Raw genomic sequence first — 19,322 nt, forward strand, 5'->3', positions numbered from 1 at the left:
CTCTATTCGGCAACAACGGAAAGCGGCGGATAACTGTCACGGTCGTCCAGCCAGTCTCCGACGATCCGGGAGATATGAACCAGGCCCTCAAGGCGCATGTTTTTCTCGCCGCTCTGGGATGGCGGCGCCCGCCGCGTCAGCCGCTTCAACGCCGCCGAAAGAAGCATGGGATCGGCCGATTCTTCCGGCAATAGCATATCGATAAGGCCGAGCTCGCTGGCGCGCTGCGCGCGGATCAGCTGCTCCTCGCGCGGTCGGGTCCGTGGGATGATCAACGCCGGCTTGTCGAACGACAGAATTTCGCAATAGGTGTTGTAGCCGCCCATCGCCACAACTGCCTTGGCGCCGTCGATCAGCTCCTCCATCCGGTTGTCGAACTCGATAACCTCGAGACAGGCAATCTTGCTGCTGCGTTCGACCAGCTCGGTGCGCTCGCGAGCCGGCATATAAGGCCCGAGAACGATCAGCGTCTTGTGCTGCAACGACTGGTCGTGCTCAAAGGCGCTGACGACGTCGTTGACGAGATCGGCCCCGTCGCCACCGCCGCCGGTGGTCACCAGAATGTAGTCTTCGTCAGGCACATGCTCGGATTTGGTGCCCTGGGGCACGCTGCGCTGCAGGAAGCCAACAAACTCCATCTTGCGGCGAACGCCCGATGGAACATCGAGGCCGATCAGCGGGTCGTAGAAATCCGGCGGCCCGTAGACCCATACCGTGTCATAATACTGGTCGATCTTCGGCAGCATATTGCTTTTCTTCCACTCGGCGTCGAGCAGATGCGGCGCGTCCATGACGTCGCGCATGCCAAGCACCAGCGTCGTGCCGCGGGCTTTGAGATATTGCAGGGTCTCTTCGACCTCGCCCTTCAATCCCAAGGGCTCCTTGTCGACGATGAAAATGTCGGGCTGGAAGGTCTCGGCCGTCTGGCGGATGATCGACTGGCGCATCTTTAGCGTTTCCTGCAGGTCGACGCGTCCTGCCATCGGCGTATAGTCGCCGTCCTTGAGCTTGACGACACTCGGCACGGTGACGAAATCCACGCGGGCGCGATAATCAAACGCGCCGGCAATGGTCGCGCCGGAAATGATCAGGACATTGAGGCCGCGGTAGTCGCCCACCAGCGAATGCGCGATCGTACGGCAACGACGCAGATGGCCAAGGCCGAATGTGTCGTGGCTGTACATGAGGATACGTGCGTCTTCTAAGCGCCGCTTCATGGGCAAAACCTCAGGGTACATACTCGTCTAGGCGGCTGGTCGTCGTGAACACTAATGCAACCGCTGCGTAGATAACAGTCCAATGCGGGGCAGCGCTTGGGCTTATTTGTAGGGATCGGCGGCATCGCGCAAGCCATCTCCCAGAAAATTGAACGCCAGGATCACAAGTATGACCGGGATCATCGGGAAGAGGAGCCAGGGGTAGAAGGCGATGACGCTGACGCTTTTTGCCTCCGTCAGCAGAATTCCCCAGCTGGTAATCGGTGGGCGCAAGCCAAGTCCCAAGAAGCTCAGCGCTGTTTCGCCGAGGATCATGCTGGGGATGGAAATCGTTGCCGTGGCGATCAGATGCGACATGAAGCCCGGCACCAGATGGCGGCCGATGATCCTGCTTGGCCGGGCGCCCATCAATTGTGCCGCCAGCACATAGTCTTCTTCGCGCAGGGACAGCAGCTTGGAGCGAACGGCACGGGCAAGGCCGGTCCAATCCAGGATACCGAGGATGATGGTGATGCCGAAATAAATGATGATCGGGCTCCAGGTGACCGGCATGATCGCGGCCAGCGCCATCCATAGCGGCAAGCTCGGCAACGACTGCAACACCTCGATGATGCGCTGCACGAGAAGGTCGAAGACGCCGCCGTGATATCCTGCGAAGCCGCCGATCAAGATGCCGAGAACGAAGCTTATCGAAATGCCGATAAGGCCGATTGTGAGCGATATGCGTGCGCCATAGATGATGCGTGACAGGACGTCGCGCCCGAGACGGTCCGTCCCGAGAAGGAACATCTGGCCGCCGATTGCCGGGCAAACCAGATGAAGGTTGGAAGACACCAGGCCCCAGAACCGGTAGTTATCACCCCGGCAGAGAAACCGGATCGGCTGCACATCCTGCTTCTTGTCGGTATAGACCCGGCGCAGCGTGTTGAGATCGAGCGTCATCGTCCGTCCATAGACGAAGGGTCCGACGAAGGCTCCCTCGTTGAAGAGATGGATCCGTTGCGGCGGGGCGTGGATGAATTCGACGTTGCGTGTATGCAATTCATAGGGCGCCAGAAACTCGGCGACCACCACGATCGCGTAGAGCAGGAGCAGGAAGATGCCCGAGGCGACCGCCACCCGGTGCCGCTTGAACTTCCACCACATCAGCTGCTTCTGGGAGGCCTTGTAGTAGCGCGTCTGTCCCGCGGACATCGTTTCGAACTGCATCGGATCGAAAGGAGCAGTTGAGACGTAGTGCTCGAGGGGCGCGCCGGGTGTTGGCAGGGGTAGCGTCACTTTTTGCTCCTGCCTTGCAAGCGGATGCGGGGGTCGAGGAAGCCGAGCGCAATATCGGAGATCAAGACGCCGATGACGTTCAGGAATGCGAGAAACATCAGGAACGAGCCGGCGAGATACATATCCTGGCTCTGCAGCGCCTTGATCAGCATTGGTCCTGTTGTTTCGAGCGACAGCACAATCGCGGTGATTTCAGCGCCGGAGATGATCGAGGGCAGGATGGAGCCGATGTCGGCGACAAAGAAATTCAGTGCCATTCGGAGTGGATATTTGATCAGCGCCCGCAGCGGGTGGAGGCCTTTGGCGCGTGCCGTGACGACATATTGCTTCTGCATCTCGTCGAGCAGGTTGGCGCGCAGCCGGCGAATCATACCGGCGGTTCCCGCCGTGCCGACGATAATAACGGGGATCCATAGATGAGAGAGGATTGATCGCGCCTTCTCCCAGCTCATCGGCAGTGCCAGGTATTTCTGATCCATCAGGTGGCCGATCGAAACGCCGAACCAGACATTGGCGAAGTACATCAGGATCAGGGCCAGCATGAAGTTCGGAATGGCAATGCCTAAAAGCCCGACGAAGGTCAGGCCATAGTCGCTCCAGCTATATTGATGGGTCGCCGAATAGATGCCGATCGGAAACGCCACGAGCCACGTCAGCAATATGGTGGTGAAGGAGACAAGGATGGTCAGCCACAACCGGTCTCCGACAACCTGCGACACGGGCAGCTGATACTCGAAGGAATAGCCGAAATCGCCATGCATCATGCCGGCGACCCAATAGACATATTGGACCGCCATGGGCTTATCGAGGCCATACTCCTTGCGAAGATCGGCGATCTCCTGAAGGTTTGCGGCTTCGCCCTGTGCCTGCAGCTCGGCGATCTGGCTTTCGAAGAAGTCGCCTGGCGGCAACTGGATGATGGTGAAGACCAGCATCGAGATGACCAGAAGCGTTGGAACCATCACGGCGATGCGCCAAATGATATATCTCAGCACCTTATGTGTCCTCCTTCATCCAGAAGGTGTCGGGCATATAGACGCCGAGAAAACATGTCGGATCAAAGCCATAAAGCGCATGGTCGGGAACATTGTTCAGCTTCGCCGACCTGAGCACAGGCTGGTAGGTACCGTTGATCAGGCCGATGGAGAATACCTGCTGGGTGTAGATCGCCAGCATTTTCTGCCAGATAGCGCCTCGTTCGTCGCTGGAAGCGGCCACACCCCATTGCTTCACAAGTTCGACGAGTTCGGCGGCCTCGGGCAGATCGGGCGCCGTCCCCTGTGTCCCTGCTGAAAGATAATACATGCCCCAGAGCGGCCATTGCAGCTGGTCGTCCATCGTCGGCGCCAGCTGGACCGGGCTCATGTCGGCGGTCGGAATCCCATTGTCCAGCCCAGGCCAGGTCGACATCATGATCCGTCCGCCCATGGCGCGGCTGCGGAAAATGTCTCTCTGCGACGAGCGTGTGAACAGAGCAATGCCGACCCGCCGCCAGTGGTCGGTGATAAGCTCGAGAATATCGGTCTCGAGTGTGCTCTCGCCGGCCGTTTCGACGGTGATCTCTGCCGGTCTGCCGTCCGGCAAAAGGCGAATGCCGTCTTCATTGCGGTTCTGCAGCCCGGCCTGGTCGAGCAGCGCGTTGGCCTGGTCTGGATCGTGGGCAATCCAGGCGCTGGCATATTCCGGCTTGAAGAGGGGACTGTCAGGCAGGATCGTGTCGGCACTTTCGACGCCCAGCCCATAGAACACGGCTTGATTGATCTCGTGACGATCGATCGAAAGTGACAGCGCCCGACGGACGCGAACGTCGCGGAACACGTCTCGCCAGACAGGGTCAGCGCAATTGAGGTTGGGAAGAAGCGCCACGCGTGAGCCGCGCGCCATCTTCCAAAGATCGACCTTGATGGGATAGCGCTTCTCGGCATCTTTCAGGAAGGCGTAGTCATTGAAATCGATACCGGTTGCCTGGAGATCGCTTTCCCCTGCGCCAGCCTTGGCCGGGATAATGGAGGACGAACTGACGTTCAGGACAAATCGGTCGATATAGGGAAGCTGGCGACCATTTTCATCGACGCGGTGGAAATACGGATTGCGCTCGAAGATGAACTGCTCGGCCGGGGGAGGGGTCGTATTGCGCCACGGATCGAGCACCGGCAGGGCGGGGTTTTCCGGCCGATACCCGCGCCCCATCTTGGTGTGAAGCTCAGACCACTTGCGGGCACGGTTGTCCTGCATCAAGGCCGAAAGCCGGATATCATCCTGGTATTTCTTGTGAAACTGCTTGAGGTAGTGGGCAGGGCCGGCAAGCACGAGCGCCTGTGGCGCTGCCAGGCTTGGCAGAAAATTAGGATTTGGCTGCTCCCAGGTGTAGCGCACCGTCACCGGATCGAGCATCTCGAAATGCGGCAGCTTGCCGTGCGGCCTGAGCTCGAGCGCGCCGCCGCCAGGTGTCAGGGTCTTGTTGAGAATGACGTCTTCCCACCAGTAACGGAAGTCATCGGCAGTGAAGGGGTTCCCGTCCGACCATTTGTGGCCCGGGCGAAGGTGGAAGGTGAATACGGTGTCATTTTCCGCCTCGAAAGCTTCAAGAATATCCGCCTGGAGCTGTAGTTTCTGGTTGAATCCGACGAGCCGCGCATAGCCGTAAATCGTCATGAACCGCAGGTCGCTCTGACCGCCGATGATCATTCGAACCGTGCCGCCATACTCGCCGGGCACACGTCCCATATCCTTGATGCGGACAATTCTCGGGCGATCAGGGATACGCTCAGCCAGCGGTGGCATCTGCGCCGCCCTCAGCCATGGGCGCAGATATTCCGGTTCGTAATCACGATCGGTCGCGCCGGACGCGACAGCCGGGAGCATCGTCGATGCCATCACTGCGAGAAAAGTCCGGCGCGTTACCACGTGCGCAAATCCTGTAGGTCGGCGTCGCTGCGGGCGCGGACGAAATGCCCGTCGCCGAGATCGGCATAGGCAAGATCGACCTTGTCGTCTTCGACGAATTGAGGTGCCCAATTGCGCTTGGCGTTGGTTCCAAGCGCCTGAAGCGTCGCAAAATCCAGCGGCCTGTCGAGATCGGGGAAGGGGACTGCGGCAAGCAGCGAACGCGTATAGGGGTGGACGGGGCTGCGCAGGATGACTTCGCGGGGCGCGATCTCGACGATCTTGCCGCGGAACATCACGGCGATCCTGTCGGCCATATAGTCGACGACGGCGAGATTGTGCGAGATGAACAGATAGGTCAGTCCAAGTTCCTTCTGCAGGTCCTTGAGGAGGTTCAGAATCTGGGCTTGGACGGATACGTCGAGCGCCGATACGGGCTCGTCGAGAATCAAGAGCTTGGGGCCCAGCGCAAGCGCCCGGGCAATGCCGATGCGCTGCCGCTGGCCGCCGGAGAAACTGTGCGGATATCGGCTGAGATAGCGCTCGTCGAGGCCGATCGCCCGCATCAATGCCTTGACCTTTTCCTTGCGCTCGGCGCTGGTGCCGCGACCGTGGATTTCCAGGGGCTCGCTCAGGATATTGCGAACGGTCATGCGCGGAGATAGCGACGATACCGGATCCTGGAACACCATCTGGATCTTGGTTCTGAGCTCCATCAGTGCATCGCCGTTTGCCGCCAGCACGTCGATGTCGCCGTGACCCTCGTTGAATGTCACCGAGCCGCTTTCGGGTGTGACGGCGCGCATCAATATTTTGCTGACGGTGGTCTTTCCGCAGCCGCTTTCTCCAACAAGGCCAAGGCATTCGCCACGCCTGATGTCGAAGCTGACATGATCCACCGCGTGCAATTTAACACTCTCGGACCGGGAAAAGAAGCCGCTCTTCTTTGTTGCGTAGACCTTCTCCAGATTGCGGACGGACAACAGAATGTCGGGGGCGCCGACCACCGTCTTCTTCTTGCCGAGTAGCGTGTCGATATTGACCGGCACTTCGCGAAGAGCCTTCAGCCGCTCGCCTGGCTTCATGTCGAAATGTGGCACCGCCGACATCAGGCCCTTGAGGTAGGGGTGCTGCGGCTTGCGGAAGATCGTCTCGACCGGCCCGGCCTCCATGATTTCGCCGTGGTAGATGACGACGACTTCGTCGGCCACGTTGGCAACGACGCCGAGATCATGGGTGATCAGCAGCATGGCCATATTCAGCTTGTGCTGAAGATCGCGCAGGAGGCCAAGGATCTGCGCCTGAATGGTCACGTCGAGCGCCGTTGTCGGCTCGTCGGCGATAAGCAGCGCCGGATTGCAGATCAGCGCCATCGCGATCATCGCGCGCTGGCGCATGCCGCCGGACAATTCGAACGGGTACATGTCGTAAGTGCGCTGCGGGTTCTGAAAGCCGACAAGTCCGAGCATCTCTTCGGTTCTTTGCCGCTGCTCGATTTTGGTGGCGGTGCTGTGGATGCGCAGCGCCTCGCTGATCTGGTTGCCGACCGTATGGAGCGGCGAAAGCGAGGTCATCGGCTCCTGAAAGATATTCGCCATGCGGCCGCCGCGCAGTTGCCGCATCTCGCGGCTGTCAGGGGAAAGCTCAAGGATGTCGGTGGTCTTGCCGTTGAGCGGATCGGTGAACAGGATACGGCCGGAGGCCTGCGCCGGATTGGGCAGGATCCCCATGATCGACTGGCTGATGATCGACTTGCCGGAGCCGGACTCTCCAACCAGCGCCGTGACCTTGCCCGGAAGGATCCTGAGATTGGCGCCCTTGACCACGCGCGACCTGTCTCCGAACACTGCGAACGAGACGTCGAGGTTTTCGATACGCAACAAATCCGTCGCAGAGGCCATACAAAAGTGTTTCCCGCTCGCACAATCCCCACGGATCGTCGAGGCACACTAACGTAGCCCCTGACAGGTGTCCAGTTGCACAACGTGCAAGAACCCCGGCAAAAAAGCCGTTGTTTCCAAGACGCTATGACAGGAACATGTCAATAGAGGCGAAGTTCGGTTTACTGCATGAATTTTTCGAAATGCGGCCCCTTATCCATCTTCTTTGCGTCTCGATGCAGCAGAATGACGCGCTCTGCCTCAGACAGCCCATCGCGTTCCTCCTCCTCGAATGCATCTCCCAACCTGGCCGGCCCGGTTGCAAATTTCGGATGCAGAACGGTCAGCTTCTGGCGTACTCCGCGCAACTTTTCTTCGCCGAGCGTCACCCAGTCGCCGCCGCTATAACCGGCAAATGCTTGGCTTGCCACGACCTCGCGGCTGTATTTCTTCGTGAGCGACTGCAGTCGGGCGACTTCGTTGACGGCGGAACCGAAGGCTGAAAACGTCAGGCGGTCCCGCAGGCCGACATTGCCGAACATGACATTGCCGACATGCAGGCCAATACCGTAGCGCACGATGCTCATGCTCTTTTGCTGCCGCTCGACATTGAGCTGCTCCACCCGAGCCTGTGCCTGGATGACGGCGGCCAGCGCGGCCTGGCACGCGACCTTCGAGGGGTCCTTGTGTCTGCCGCAGGGGTAAACGGCGAGAAAACCATCGCCGAGGAAGCTCATGATCTCACCGCCGTTGCGGTTGAACGGTGCGGCAATTGCGTCGAAGAATTCGTTGAGCGTGTCGATATAGGCCTGGCGACCTTCTTTCTCGGCATACATCGTCGATTGACGCATGTCGCCCATCACCAATGCCGCGCGAATGGTGTCTCCGTCGCCGCGGCGGACTTGACCGTTCAGAACACGTTTGCCGGCATCGCCACCTAGATAGGTCGTCAGCATGTTGTTGGCGAGCTTGCCAAGCACGGCCATCTTCGCTGCCACCGCCAGATGATTCTGCATCCGCAGCAGCGCTGCGATCATTTCCTCGCTGAAACCACTGGTGCTGTCGGTCGACCACGACCCCATCATGCCCTGCGCCGAACCGTCGCCGAAGGTCTGCACAAAAGCGATATAGTCGGTTATCTTTTCGCTGCGCAGTTCCTCGAAGATCGGAAAATCGAGAGGCCCGTCCTTGTCGATCCTACGGCGAAGATGGTCGAGGTTATTGGTCAGAAGATGATAATAGGGGCTTTGCAGGAAGCGCTCCGGCTTCTCCGCGCCGTGGCGATAGCCTTCGATCGTCAGGCCGCTGGAGCGCTTCCAGGTGAAGCCGAGCGCGTCGTAAAGCGGATGCAGCATCGAGAAGGTCAGATGCACCCGCGCAATTGGCATTCCGGTCGCCGCGATCCTGTCGCAGAAGCCGCGGACGATACTCTCCAGATTTTCGCCGGTCAGCGCCGCTTGCGTCAGCCACTCTGCAACCTTGTCCAAAAATATGTCGGAAACGCTGGAATGGGTCGTCTTCATCGGTGGGTCTTATCCTTGCAATCTATCCGCTCGCCAGCCGCCGTCATCGAGCGCAGGTGCTGCAGATCGGAGTGGACGCGGCGAGATGTGAAAGCCGAACAAGCCGCCGGTCCCTGATGACGCACATAAGCTGTCATTGAAATGAAACAATGGCTTGAGCGACCATCTCTGCAGAAAACAACCCTTATGTCTCTGAAAAGTCGCAGTGTCTGCAACGCTCAAGAAAGGTCCAGCGACGGGATCGAGGCCCCTGCCACGGCAGTTGCGGATGGCGCGCCGGCCAAGCGCTTTGCCGATAGCTGCGCCGACGCCATGGCGTATCCTCCATCGGCGCCGTCGATGAAATGCATGTGGTCTCGCGACAGCGGCGTCGGCACGAAGCATGTCATCAGCGCGGAACCCTGCCGATGCAGGCCGTAATGGCAGATGCCCTGGCTTTCCGCCTCCTGCAGACGTGCCTCGATCCTGGACAGATGGTCGTCGTCGACGTCGACGGTCATCTTCAGACCGTCGTCGAACTTTCTGAAGTCAGAATTGGCTGCCACGTCTCGCTTGTACCGTCGCGCATTGAATTTGCCGAGCGTCACGCCGAGCTTGTTGAGAACAAAGACCAGTCCGATCTGTGTGACGATCACGAGTTTGCGCCGGAACCGCTTGTCTTCAGGTGCCGTTGCCCGCGCCTCAGCTTCGACGCCGGAAAGGGTCAGAGCAAGGTCAGGCCCGTCGGCAGGCACAGGATGGCCGTCGCGGCGCTGCTCCATCGAGATGCCAATGACATCGGCCACAAGGCGTTGAAACTCCGGACCATTTCCGGCAGCAGCCGGGACTGCGATGATGGAGACGATCTGGCCGTTGCGCGCCTCGATCGGGTTCCAGCGACACGAGAGACCGGTAAGGTCCGGCCGCGCCTTGTCCAGCGGCGGGTCGATGCCGTAATTTCCAGCTTTCATCTGGGCTTCGGCCCAGCTCGCTCCGCCACCGGAAAACATCGCATAGGAAACCAGGTCGCTGGGGCTAAACCGTGCGACGCGGACGTCGAGGCCTTGGGCCCGGACGTCCGACATGGGGACGAGTGCGGTGCGCAGGCTGAGCTGCAGGTCTTCGGCAACCCAGGACCTGACGGCGCTCAAGGCGGCGCGGACGCGCTCGGCGCCCGAAGCGGGAATGGCGACGAGTGCGCCATCGCCGCCGAACACGAAGGGATAGTCGCCCCTGTCGAGGGCATTCATGACAGCGGAGATCACGCTTGCGCCGGCCATGTTCACGGCCTTGTAGCGACCAGACGCAATCGCCTGCGTGGAGCTTACGATATCGGCGACTGCCAGAAGCCAGTTGTCGGGAAGTGGGCGATAGTTGCCATCCTCGGTGACCCCCTCGAATCGGGTGAAGACCGGCAAAGCGCTGAAAAAGTCATCTTTCGTCTGATCGACCATGACGCATCTTATCACATAGGCAAACATCAAACGACAACCGCATCGTCCCGAAATGCGCCGGGAACGCGACCATGACACCACACGATAAGGTGATCGACTTGACGGCGAGCACCGTGCTAAGCGGGGCTGAAGCCAACGGAAACGGCATACCGATCATGAGTCGTCTGGACAGTTTCATCCGCCGCCTGACGGCCCAGCGGGATATTCTTAACGCGATATCGGCCGATCTCGATCACCTGGGCGGGCCCATTCTCGAACTCGGCCTCGGCAATGGTAGGACCTTCGATCATTTGCGCGAACGCTTCCCGGATCGTCGCATTATCGCGTTTGATCGCGCCGCCTTGGCCTACGATCATTCGATGCCGGACAAGGGCAATCTGATCCTCGGTGAAATTCAGGATACGGCACAGGATTTCATCGGCATTGGCGCCGCGCTCGCCCATGCCGATATCGGGACCGGTTATGCCGACAAGGACGGGGTTACGCTTACCTGGCTGCCGCAGTTGATGGCCGGCGTTCTTGCGCCGCATGGAATTGCCATTTGCGGCCTGCCGCTCGATAACGCTGAACTGGAGCCGCTCGCCTTGCCTGACGGGATCAACAGCGGTCGGTATTTCCTCTATCGCCGCCGATAGGTTTCACGGCAAGAGGAGAACGTCGAACTGTCCTTCGTCAGGCAGATCGGCCACCTTCATGTCAGTGGCCATGGCGTCCTGGTCTACCGAGAACACGATGCAGTCCTGATAGAAGCCGCCTAGATAGGTCACGAAGTCGGCAGCTTGCTGCTTGCCATAGAAATTGGGTGAAAATTCTAAATAGAGCGGCACTTTTCGCTCCATCAATGTCGCCATCGACCGGCAGGCGACCGGCTCGTATCCCTCGATATCCATCCAGACGAGACCGATATCGTTCTGATCGATCTCAGCCTCGGCAAGAATATCCGGCACCGGCCTTACCATGACGGTGATCTTCTCGTCGCGAGGGCCTTGGCGCCTGGCGGTGCTCCTGCCGTGGTTATCTCTATTGAGGAAGAAATCCAGCTCGCCGCATCTGTCTCCTGCGGCGCAGTTTACCGCGGTAACCCGATCCTGCAATCCGTTCTGGCCGATGTTTGCGGTGAGAAGGCGATAGTTGCGCGGGTCGGGCTCGACGGTCACAATTTGCCGATAGGCTCCGCTCAAGGCAAAATAGACGGTCTGCGTGCCGATATTGCCGCCGAGTTCGAGCATGACCGCGCCTGTTCGCTGAAGGCCTCGCTCCCTGAGGATCGATAACAGCCGATCGACGTGATCGCGCTCGAAATGCCCTTTGCGAAACACCTTGCGACCGATGTAGTCGGCCGGCGATACGCTCATAAGGTGATCGCCGCAATCGATCGTCATGGTGGTGACGCGAGGACCGATGGCGGTGATCAACAGCCCGCGGCCGTAGCGCGTGTCGAACAGGCGCGTGGCGAGTCGGTCCCGGACCTTGCGAACGGCCCGCTTCAATGCCCTGGAACTCCATCTCATTATCGTCTCCTCCTCCGCTGCAGGCTGATCATGCAAAGCGTCCGCTTTCTTCCTTCGGGACAATGTAGACCCGCAGGAGTTCCGCGCGACCCCGCACGGCAATTTCGCGGCTTTCAATGGCCGAGATATCAATTCCGGACAGGGAAGCAACCGGCTCGGAGAAGACCAGCGCGGTTTCGAATTCCTTGGCGGCGCTTTCCAGGCGGCTCGCGACATTGACCGTGTCGCCGATGGCCGTGATGTTTTTGACGGTGCCGTAGCCCATCGAACCGACGACCGCAGGGCCTGCATGGATGCCAATGGCAATCCTCAACGGGATTGCAAGTTCATCAGCCAGCTCCTCGCCCAACCGGTCGATTTCCCGGATGATCTCCGCTGCCGCCTTCAGCGCCTGCCTGCTTGCATCCTGGGGTGTCGGGCCGAGGCCGAAAAGCGCCATGACGCCATCGCCGATGAATTTATCCAGCCTGCCGCCCGAATCCTCGATCACCCGTCCGACGATCGAGAAATAGCGGTTGAGCAAAAAGACGATGTCGAAGGGCAGGCGTGCCTCAGTCAATGTCGTGAAGTGGCGGATGTCGCAGAAAAGGACGACGATATCCCGTTCCCGGCCGGGGCTGGCGGTTTGCGAATAGACCGGAATTGCGGCCTCGGCCATCGGTACCAGCATCGGCACGACGCTGATGTCATGGGTCGGTCGCAGCTGACAGGCAAGGCGGACATCGGGGGCGGCGGCGATTCTGTTGAGCGTCTTCTGTTCGATCGCCTCGGGCGCCGGCAGATTGGCGTTGCCCTCGACCACATGCACGCGGCAGGTCGAACATTGCCCCTTGCCGCCGCAGACGGAGTAGTGTGGCAGCCCACCGAGACGGCTAGCTTCGAGAACCGTAAAGCCGCGTGGTACCCGGACCGCCTCGCCGCCGGGATAGCGGATCGCTACCTGGTGGGCGCGCTCGCGCCACTTGCGCTGGGCACGGAGTATGAAGAGCGCGACGATCGTCGCGGCAAAAACCGCATAGGCGCCGATGCGATAGGCAATAACGGCGTCAAGCATGCTGCCGCCTGCCATCGGACCGGAGCCGCTGAGGTTGCCGCGATCACCATAGTAGCCTCCCGGATAGCCGCGCGCCTCGGCCTCGGCCGAGAGATAGGCGATCGTTCGCCCCATATTGGCAAAGCCAAGCAGTGCGAGGACCGGCAGCAAAATTGCGATCGCCAGCATGATCGGGGTGATCCGCGTGTACCAGGGTCGATATCTCAGCCAGAAATGCACGCCGATGCAGCCGTGAATCCAGACAACGATCAGGGCAATGGCCTGGCGCACCCCGTTTGGTGGGGACGAGACCCAGAGAGTGCGCACGATCGCGCCGTAATTGTCGATATAGTCGTAGAGCGAATGGACGACGCGGGTACCGATGACGTGGTCGATGAGCAGAAGCGGGATGAGCAGGCCTGTAGCGATCTGGAAGGCTTCACCGGCCGGCATCGCCAGGGTCCGGCGCATATAGAGCGTGCGCAACACCAGGACGATATGAACCAGCACGGCGCCGTAGAACAGCACGGTGCCGACAGGATTTCGCCAGACGAAGAGGAACCAGTGCCGGCCCTTCTCGGCAGCGGCGAGCGAAATCAACCCAAGCGAATGATTGCCGAGATGCATTATTACAAAGATGAAGATAATCAGGCCAGCGCCAAGACGGGCCTTTCGGATGGACTGGTCGGAGAATGCTGTGGCTCTAACCTCGATGGTCATCGAATCCTGATCTGGAAGGCCTGTTCACAAACGAACTGAAAGCGGCTAATCACGGGCTCCATATAGCGTTTGGCCGGCGTCGGATCACCGTTACTTTCCATCTAGCGCTATTGCCAGGTGCTGTCGAGCAGGTGGCGCAGCTGTAAGAAGAATCGTTGCAACCAAGTCGGCGAAACATGGGCATTTTCAGACGTTTTCGGTTTTTCGCCAATCAAATGAATGTCAACGGTCGGGTCGAAATATGAAGGTTGCCTTTTATGCGCCGCTGAAATCGCCCAATCATCCCGTGCCCTCGGGCGATCGCCTGATGGCACGCCAGATCATGGCGGCGCTCGAAGCGGCCGGTCACAGGGTCGAGCTCGGCTCTGAACTCAGGAGTTTCAGGGCGACCCCAAATGACGCTTCGCGCGCGGACATCGTTGCCTTTGCCAAGAGTGAGGTCGATCACCTGCTGCGGCTGTGGCGCACTGACCAGCCGCATCTTTGGTTCACTTATCACACCTACTACAAGACGCCCGACCTGATAGGGCCACCGGTCGCCCAGGCGCTGGGCATTCCCTACGTAACGGCCGAGGCATCCTATTCGCCCCGACATGACGCGACCGGCTGGGCCGACAGCCAGAGGCTGCTCGCTCGCGCCGTCCGACAGTCGGCGGTCAATATCTGCTTTACCGAGCGCGATCGGAAGGGGCTTGTCGCGGCTGTTCCTGAGGGACGTTATGCGCTGCTTCCGCCCTTCATCGATAGCTTGCTTTTTGACGCGCCGGCAATCGAAGCCCCGCAGCGGCTGGTCGCTGTCGCTATGATGCGGCGCGGGGACAAGTTTGACAGTTATGCGATGTTGGCGAGCGCCCTTGCTCTGATCATCGACAAGAGCTGGACGCTCAGCATTATCGGCGGCGGACCGGCACTTGCTGAGGTGCAGGCACTATTTTCGAGGTTCGACCATAAGCGCATCGAGTGGCTCGGGGAACTATCGCCGGAGACAGTCGCCGCAGAACTTCGCCTGGGCGGCACCTATGTCTGGCCCGGCTGTGGCGAGGCCTATGGCCTTGCCTATCTGGAGGCGCAGGCGGCGGGGTTGCCCGTGGTCGCGCAGGCGACGGCGGGTGTTCCCGAGGTCGTTATCAATGGGAGAACCGGCGTCTTGACGCCCGATGGCGATGTCGAGGCCTTCGCTGCGGCGATCGGCTCAATGCTTGAAGACGGCGCGAAACGCCACGAAATGGCAGCGGCTGCCCGCCGCTTCGTGCTTGAGGAGCGATCGCTTGCCGAAGCCTCCAGACGGCTTGATCTCATTCTGCGACAGCATCTTGGAGGCGACTATGAGCGATAGGACACTCTGGCAGCCGTTGCGTGACGAGTTGCAGCGTTGTGCTGCCGCCGGGCGAAGGGTGGACCTCTGGCTGCGGGACGACGATGCCATCGAGCCGACTTCTGAACTCGACCATCTCCTTCATCTGGCTGGCGATTGCGGCGTACCGCTGACGCTTGCCGTCATCCCGGCGTCAACAGGCGAGCCGCTTGCAACAGGCCTTGGCCGGAACGGCGATGTCGCGGTTGCCGTTCACGGCTGGTCGCACAAGAATTATTCGCCGGACGACAGAAAGAAGCAGGAGCTTGGTCTCGACCGGCCTGGATGGATTGTCCTTGACGAATTGAAGGCCGGGTTCGACAAGCTGAAAGCGCTTTATCCCATGCAATTCGTACCGGTTCTGGTGCCGCCATGGAACCGGATCGCGCCATCCCTACTACCCCACCTTGCCGGCCTGGGCTACCGCGCGGCCTCCGTCTATGGGCGGGTGGGGGCAACAGACGCCATTGAGCTCGTCAATACCCATGTCGATCTCATGAATTGGCATGGCGTTCGCGGTTGCCGTCCCCTTGGCGAGCTTGTGGCGAATTTGGTGTCCGAGCTCAAGGACCGCTTCGACGGCAATGACGAGCCGATCGGGATCCTCACGCACCATCTCGTCCACGACGAAGCGGCATGGGACTTCATCGGCGAGCTTTTCGACGAGACGAAAGGCAACCCCGCCGTTCGCTGGCGCGGGATCGTCGATCTGCTGGAGTCTAAGTAGCTAGCCGATACTTACCGATCGGGATGTTTTTGGCGGAGTCACAGGTTAGCTTCCCGATCGGTAAGTGTGGTCTTGTGCCGCCGCAAAACTTTCTGTGCGGTAAGGCAATACAGGAGAATTACGATGATCCGGTCGGCCCGTGATTTTGGAGCCTTGGTCAGAGACAAGCGCAAAGCGCTCGGTTGGACGCAAACGGAGCTCGCCGCCCGTTCCGGTACGGGCGAACGCTTCATTGTCGATCTGGAATCGGGCAAGCCGAACTGCCAGCTCGAGAAGGCGCTCATCGTTGCCCGAACGGTCGGATGCGAAGTGGTTGATCTCAAATCCGGGGCGCCGCAGCAGCTATCTCCCGAAAATGATGAACTTAGCTTCCTGCCCAGCTTCGCTGGCGGGAAATGACGTCCATTTACAGGGCAATGACTGGAAAGCCTTCGCCGAGCAGATAGGCCTCAGTCCAGCATCCAGCCTCAGGCGCATCGATAAGCTTGCAGAGTTGGTCGGAAAATCATGCGATCATGTTGCGACGCGGATTTCGGTGTCAGATGGCGACCCTACCAAAATCCTGAGCCGCCTCCCGCACATCATCAAGAAGCGATGCCAGCGTATTAAACGCCAACTTTGAGTAATGGCTAGAGCAGTAAGGTCTGCCGATCGAAGGCGGCAAAGGCGCCGGGGAAGCTGGCCTGTGCCTCCGCCTGCATCGCATCCAGCTCGGCGTCGGTCCGGGCCGGAGCGTGGTGAAACAGGGCGAGGCGTTTCACCTTGGCATGTCTGGCAAGCTTGACGCCCTCCTGCCAGGTCGAATGGCCAAAACCGAGGTGCCTCGGCATTTCGGCTTCGGTGTAGGTCGTGTCATAGATCGCCAGATCGGCGCCTTCCATTAGCGACAGCGCCGCCTGGTCGAGCTTTCCCGCCATATGCTCGGTGTCATAGACCAGCGCTACGACGCGTCCCGCCCACTCCACGCGGTAGCCGATGCAGCCGCCCGGATGGTTGAGCATCGCGGTCTTGATGACGATGCCGGCATGTGGTGCGAGCACGTCGCCGGCCTTGAAATCGCGAAAGCCCAGGGTTGCGCGGCATATATCCGGCTCGACCGGAAACCAGGGTGGGCGCATGAACTGGTCGATGAGCTGGCGCGTCGTTGTCTTGCCGGCAAGATGACCCGACCAGAGATCGACGGTGACGCTCGGCGTATAGATCGGATCGAAGAACGGCAGGCCGATGATATGGTCGTAGTGCGAATGGGTGAAGAACACATCGATATGACGAACCTTGTCTGCCTTCAGTCCCAGGGCCGCCTCGCGAACGCCTGTGCCGGCGTCGAAAAGGAGACGTCTGTCGCCATGCCGCAATTCAATACAGGAAGTATTTCCACCGTAACGCCCGAATTCCGGTCCAGATACGGGAACGCTTCCCCGCACACCCCAGAACTTAAGCTCGAAATTATCGTTCTTCATTCGTTTTTTGTACCAGGGTCCTTCCGCCGCCAAAGTAAGCACACTTTTTCCGTCGTGCGAAGCCAGCAATTTTGCCAGTATAGTCGCGGTGTGAGAACGGAATCCTAATTCCGTGCTCAGAGGCTTGTGGTAGTGCCGCCATCGACCACCGGCATATGGTTCGTCACAAAGGATGAGACGCCCGACGACACCCGCGCGGCGCCGTCAATTCGTGATCGAACGGACAAAGGCACGAATGACCGCAGTCAGCGCCTCCGGCTGCTCGACGCAGGGAATATGGCCTGCATCCTTGATGACCTCGTAGCGTGCGTCTGCGATCAACCGGGACGTGGAAAGCACCAGCTGCGGCGGCGTCGAGCCGTCCTGGTCTCCGACGACGCACAGGGTCGGCACCGAAATGTGCCTTGCTACCTCGGTCAGATCGGCATCGCGAACTGCTTCACAGGTCGCGATGTATCCGGCCACCGGCTGGCGCACGACCATGTTGCGGTAACCTGCAAGGGTAGTGTTTTCCGGCCTGCGGAAAGCGGGCGTGAACCAGCGCTCCAAAACGCCATCGACGATTGCCTCAAGGCCACCGGCCTTGATGGCGGCGATCCGCGAATTCCACGATTCCGCCGTGCCGACCTTATGGGCGGTATCGCAAAGGATCAGCGCCTTCACCAGCTCCGGTCGCTGCTGGCAGAGCGCCTGGGCGATCATTCCGCCGACCGACAGGCCGCAGATATAGGCGTTCTTCACCGCGAGCAGATCAAGCAATCCGGCGAGATCGACCGCATGGTCTTCGAGAGAACAGGGTGTCCGGCCGACGTCGGATAGACCATGGCCGCGCTTGTCATAAAGCACGATGGCGAAATCGCCGGCCAACTGGACAACCACGTCGCGCCAGATGCGGAAATCCGTCCCAAGCGAATTGGCAAATACCAGCACCGGCTTGTCGGCCGGGCCACCGATGACCTGATAATGGATGGTTACATCATTTAGCCGCGCAAACTGCATTGGAATTCCTTGAACTTTAAACTAATCATATCCGAAGAGAGATGTCAGCCCACGTTTCTCCATTCGTCAACATTTGTCGAGGCCAGATACGATGACCGAAGCCTTCATCTGCGACTATATCCGCACCCCGATCGGCCGGTTCGGCGGATCGCTGGCCGGCGTTCGCACCGACGATCTCGGTGCTGTGCCCTTGCAGGCGCTGGTGGCGCGCAACGGGTCTGTCGACTGGGAGGCGGTTGACGACGTGATCTATGGCTGCGCCAATCAGGCCGGCGAGGACAATCGCAATGTTGCGCGCATGGCGCTGCTTCTGGCCGGGCTGCCTGTGTCGGTGCCGGGCACGACCATTAACCGATTGTGCGGCTCCGGCATGGATGCGGTGATCGCGGCGGCCCGGGCGATCAAGGCCGGCGAGGCCGAGCTGATAATCGCCGGCGGCGTCGAGAGCATGTCGCGCGCCCCCTTGGTCATGCCGAAGGCCGAAACGGCCTTTTCGCGCCATGCCGAAATCCACGACACCACCATCGGCTGGCGTTTCGTCAATCCGCTCATGAAGAAGCAATATGGCGTCGATTCGATGCCGGAGACCGGCGAGAATGTCGCGGCGGACTATCATGTCAGCCGAAAGGACCAGGATGGCTTTGCGCTGGGCTCGCAGGCCAAGGCGGCCGCGGCCCAGGAAAACGGCAGGCTGGCTCAAGAAATCACGCCGGTGACCATTCCGCAGCGCAAGGGCGATGCCATCACCGTCGACAGCGACGAGCATCCGCGCGCCACGACCATGGAGGCGCTTGCCAGGCTTGGCACGCCCTTCAGACAAGAGGGTGGCACGGTGACCGCCGGCAATGCCTCCGGCGTCAATGACGGCGCYGCCGCCCTGATCGTCGCCTCGCAAGCGGCGGCCAGACGGTATGGCCTGACCCCGATCGCCCGCATCCTTGGTGGCGCTGCCGCCGGCGTGCCGCCGCGCATCATGGGCATCGGCCCGGTGCCGGCGTCACGCCGGCTGATGGCGCGGCTTGGCATGAGCATCGACCAGTTCGACGTCATCGAACTCAACGAGGCCTTCGCCAGCCAGGGGCTTGCCGTGCTGCGCGAACTCGGCATCGCCGACAATGACATCAGGGTCAACCGCAACGGCGGCGCCATCGCGCTCGGCCATCCGCTCGGCATGTCGGGCGCTCGCATCACCGGCACGGCGGCGCTGGAACTGAAGGGAACCGGCGGCCGCTACGCGCTGTCGACCATGTGCATCGGCGTCGGCCAGGGCATCGCCATCGCGCTTGAGCGGGTGTGAGCAA

General features: G+C 60.3%; 16 protein-coding genes. 5 read left to right on the top strand and 11 right to left on the bottom strand.

Annotated features, from left to right (window positions below; all coding sequences use genetic code 11):
• Positions 1 to 2: 2 nt before the first annotated feature.
• The 7 genes from AB4Z52_RS31865 to AB4Z52_RS31895 all read right to left on the bottom strand — a co-directional run bounded on the left by AB4Z52_RS31865 (position 3) and on the right by AB4Z52_RS31895 (position 10,217).
• Entirely contained in the window at positions 3 to 1,217 is a 1,215-nt protein-coding gene (locus tag AB4Z52_RS31865; RefSeq protein WP_442221865.1) for a glycosyltransferase family protein, read from the bottom strand.
• A gap of 102 nt (positions 1,218 to 1,319) precedes the next feature.
• A complete protein-coding gene (locus tag AB4Z52_RS31870; RefSeq protein ID WP_442221866.1) occupies positions 1,320 to 2,495 on the bottom strand; it encodes an ABC transporter permease in 1,176 nt (391 codons plus the stop codon).
• Positions 2,492 to 3,490 carry an ABC transporter permease gene (locus AB4Z52_RS31875; protein WP_442221867.1) on the bottom strand — a complete coding sequence of 333 codons (999 nt, stop codon included), beginning with the start codon at positions 3,488 to 3,490 and terminating at the stop codon, positions 2,492 to 2,494. Before AB4Z52_RS31875 ends, AB4Z52_RS31870 begins: the two co-directional genes overlap by 4 nt.
• A gap of 1 nt (position 3,491) precedes the next feature.
• The gene (locus tag AB4Z52_RS31880) at positions 3,492 to 5,402 is read right to left on the bottom strand and encodes an ABC transporter substrate-binding protein (RefSeq protein WP_442221868.1); all 1,911 of its coding nucleotides are present in this window, start codon (positions 5,400 to 5,402) and stop codon (positions 3,492 to 3,494) included.
• A complete protein-coding gene (locus AB4Z52_RS31885; protein ID WP_442221869.1) occupies positions 5,396 to 7,282 on the bottom strand; it encodes an ABC transporter ATP-binding protein in 1,887 nt (628 codons plus the stop codon). Before AB4Z52_RS31885 ends, AB4Z52_RS31880 begins: the two co-directional genes overlap by 7 nt.
• A 161-nt stretch (positions 7,283 to 7,443) precedes the next feature.
• The gene (locus AB4Z52_RS31890) at positions 7,444 to 8,784 is read right to left on the bottom strand and encodes an adenylate/guanylate cyclase domain-containing protein (RefSeq protein ID WP_442221870.1); all 1,341 of its coding nucleotides are present in this window, start codon (positions 8,782 to 8,784) and stop codon (positions 7,444 to 7,446) included.
• Between the two features lie 218 nt (positions 8,785 to 9,002).
• Positions 9,003 to 10,217 (bottom strand): DUF3095 domain-containing protein, encoded by a 1,215-nt coding sequence (locus AB4Z52_RS31895; protein WP_442221871.1) that lies wholly within the window; start codon positions 10,215 to 10,217, stop codon positions 9,003 to 9,005.
• A gap of 155 nt (positions 10,218 to 10,372) precedes the next feature.
• On the opposite strand from AB4Z52_RS31895, the gene AB4Z52_RS31900 reads away from it, so the two are divergent.
• Complete coding sequence (locus tag AB4Z52_RS31900) at positions 10,373 to 10,852, top strand: class I SAM-dependent methyltransferase (RefSeq protein WP_442221881.1); 480 nt, start codon at positions 10,373 to 10,375, stop codon at positions 10,850 to 10,852.
• A gap of 3 nt (positions 10,853 to 10,855) precedes the next feature.
• On the opposite strand, the gene AB4Z52_RS31905 is transcribed toward AB4Z52_RS31900, so the two are convergent.
• Together AB4Z52_RS31905 and AB4Z52_RS31910 are read right to left on the bottom strand one after the other, a co-directional pair.
• Entirely contained in the window at positions 10,856 to 11,728 is an 873-nt protein-coding gene (locus AB4Z52_RS31905) for an FkbM family methyltransferase (protein ID WP_442221872.1), read from the bottom strand.
• 28 nt (positions 11,729 to 11,756) lie between these two features.
• Entirely contained in the window at positions 11,757 to 13,481 is a 1,725-nt protein-coding gene (locus AB4Z52_RS31910) for an adenylate/guanylate cyclase domain-containing protein (RefSeq protein ID WP_442221873.1), read from the bottom strand.
• Between the two features lie 241 nt (positions 13,482 to 13,722).
• Here AB4Z52_RS31910 and AB4Z52_RS31915 point away from each other — a divergent pair, with 241 nt between their 5' ends.
• From AB4Z52_RS31915 to AB4Z52_RS31925, 3 genes are all read left to right on the top strand, one after another.
• Positions 13,723 to 14,817, top strand: a complete 1,095-nt coding sequence (locus AB4Z52_RS31915; protein WP_442221874.1) for a glycosyltransferase family 4 protein — start codon at positions 13,723 to 13,725, stop codon at positions 14,815 to 14,817.
• Positions 14,807 to 15,562 (top strand): polysaccharide deacetylase family protein, encoded by a 756-nt coding sequence (locus tag AB4Z52_RS31920; protein ID WP_442221875.1) that lies wholly within the window; start codon positions 14,807 to 14,809, stop codon positions 15,560 to 15,562. The genes AB4Z52_RS31915 and AB4Z52_RS31920 overlap by 11 nt, the downstream gene beginning before the upstream one ends.
• Before the next feature lie 123 nt (positions 15,563 to 15,685).
• Entirely contained in the window at positions 15,686 to 15,961 is a 276-nt protein-coding gene (locus AB4Z52_RS31925; protein WP_442221876.1) for a helix-turn-helix domain-containing protein, read from the top strand.
• Positions 15,962 to 16,191: 230 nt separating this feature from the next.
• Here the strand turns inward: AB4Z52_RS31925 and AB4Z52_RS31930 are convergent, their stop codons facing one another.
• Entirely contained in the window at positions 16,192 to 17,022 is an 831-nt protein-coding gene (locus AB4Z52_RS31930; protein ID WP_442221877.1) for an MBL fold metallo-hydrolase, read from the bottom strand.
• 204 nt (positions 17,023 to 17,226) lie between these two features.
• A complete protein-coding gene (gene pcaD / locus AB4Z52_RS31935; protein ID WP_442221878.1) occupies positions 17,227 to 18,021 on the bottom strand; it encodes a 3-oxoadipate enol-lactonase in 795 nt (264 codons plus the stop codon).
• A gap of 91 nt (positions 18,022 to 18,112) precedes the next feature.
• Here pcaD and pcaF point away from each other — a divergent pair, with 91 nt between their 5' ends.
• Positions 18,113 to 19,318 (top strand): 3-oxoadipyl-CoA thiolase, encoded by a 1,206-nt coding sequence (gene pcaF / locus AB4Z52_RS31940; protein ID WP_442221879.1) that lies wholly within the window; start codon positions 18,113 to 18,115, stop codon positions 19,316 to 19,318.
• The last annotated feature ends 4 nt before the right edge of the window (positions 19,319 to 19,322 follow it).

The sequence above is a fragment of the Rhizobium sp. 2YAF20 genome (assembly GCF_052114685.1).
GTDB lineage: Bacteria > Pseudomonadota > Alphaproteobacteria > Rhizobiales > Rhizobiaceae > Rhizobium.

Bases quoted from the DNA above. Each gene is read 5' to 3' on its own strand.
- AB4Z52_RS31910 (WP_442221873.1), bottom strand. From the start codon at position 13,481: ATGACCATCGAGGTTAGAGCCACAGCATTCTCCGACCAGTCCATCCGA.
- AB4Z52_RS31930 (WP_442221877.1), bottom strand. From the start codon at position 17,022: ATGAAGAACGATAATTTCGAGCTTAAGTTCTGGGGTGTGCGGGGAAGC.
- AB4Z52_RS31920 (WP_442221875.1), top strand. From the start codon at position 14,807: ATGAGCGATAGGACACTCTGGCAGCCGTTGCGTGACGAGTTGCAGCGT.
- AB4Z52_RS31925 (WP_442221876.1), top strand. From the start codon at position 15,686: ATGATCCGGTCGGCCCGTGATTTTGGAGCCTTGGTCAGAGACAAGCGC.
- AB4Z52_RS31895 (WP_442221871.1), bottom strand. From the start codon at position 10,217: ATGGTCGATCAGACGAAAGATGACTTTTTCAGCGCTTTGCCGGTCTTC.
- AB4Z52_RS31885 (WP_442221869.1), bottom strand. From the start codon at position 7,282: ATGGCCTCTGCGACGGATTTGTTGCGTATCGAAAACCTCGACGTCTCG.
- AB4Z52_RS31890 (WP_442221870.1), bottom strand. From the start codon at position 8,784: ATGAAGACGACCCATTCCAGCGTTTCCGACATATTTTTGGACAAGGTT.
- AB4Z52_RS31915 (WP_442221874.1), top strand. From the start codon at position 13,723: ATGAAGGTTGCCTTTTATGCGCCGCTGAAATCGCCCAATCATCCCGTG.
- AB4Z52_RS31905 (WP_442221872.1), bottom strand. From the start codon at position 11,728: ATGAGATGGAGTTCCAGGGCATTGAAGCGGGCCGTTCGCAAGGTCCGG.
- AB4Z52_RS31865 (WP_442221865.1), bottom strand. From the start codon at position 1,217: ATGAAGCGGCGCTTAGAAGACGCACGTATCCTCATGTACAGCCACGAC.
- pcaD (WP_442221878.1), bottom strand. From the start codon at position 18,021: ATGCAGTTTGCGCGGCTAAATGATGTAACCATCCATTATCAGGTCATC.
- AB4Z52_RS31900 (WP_442221881.1), top strand. From the start codon at position 10,373: ATGAGTCGTCTGGACAGTTTCATCCGCCGCCTGACGGCCCAGCGGGAT.